Raw genomic sequence first — 526 nt, 5'->3', positions numbered from 1 at the left:
CCATGCGCTGTGTGTGCTTCCGTATCTAGCAGAGTGCACGCAATTTCTCCACCCACCGGACGTACGCCAGGCACACCAATAATAAACACCGGCCAGTAGGCTAAGCTAGCAAAAATGAATGTTGCAACCGGACCTGCGGCAATAGTCGCCGCTCGTTGGCCAACAGATTTATTATTGAAGGCATGGTGGCGGAGTTCCGGAACGACCGGTTCTACGCGCTCATCCAGCATTTTGACATAACCGCCCAGCGGGATCAGGGCGATAACATATTCGGTGCCGAGCTTATCAGTTCGCCGCCAGAGCGCCTTACCAAACCCTATTGAGAAACGCTCAACGCGAACACCACAACGCCGGGCAACCCAGAAATGACCAAATTCATGCACGGTGATAAGTACACCCAGTGCAACGATGAACGAAGCCAAATCCCAGAGCAAACTCAGCATATTACCTTCCGTTACAGCGTCTTGAAGACCAGCACCACCAAGCAAGCAAAGACAGTTAGCGCACCCCTCAGGCGAACCCTCCG

1 protein-coding gene is annotated in these 526 nt (G+C 53.4%); it reads right to left on the bottom strand.

Annotated features, from left to right (window positions below):
- A partial coding sequence (gene rseP, locus K0040_RS22405) for an RIP metalloprotease RseP (RefSeq protein ID WP_228110432.1) occupies window positions 1-488 on the bottom strand: 488 nt, incomplete at its 3' end.
- Window positions 489-526 lie beyond the last annotated feature (38 nt).

It is taken from the genome of Terrisporobacter petrolearius (assembly GCF_020748185.1).
GTDB classification, from domain to species: domain Bacteria; phylum Bacillota; class Clostridia; order Peptostreptococcales; family Peptostreptococcaceae; genus Terrisporobacter; species Terrisporobacter petrolearius.
Note: the sequence above shows the minus strand (reverse complement) of the source record. Positions and strands in the feature narration are given on the sequence as shown.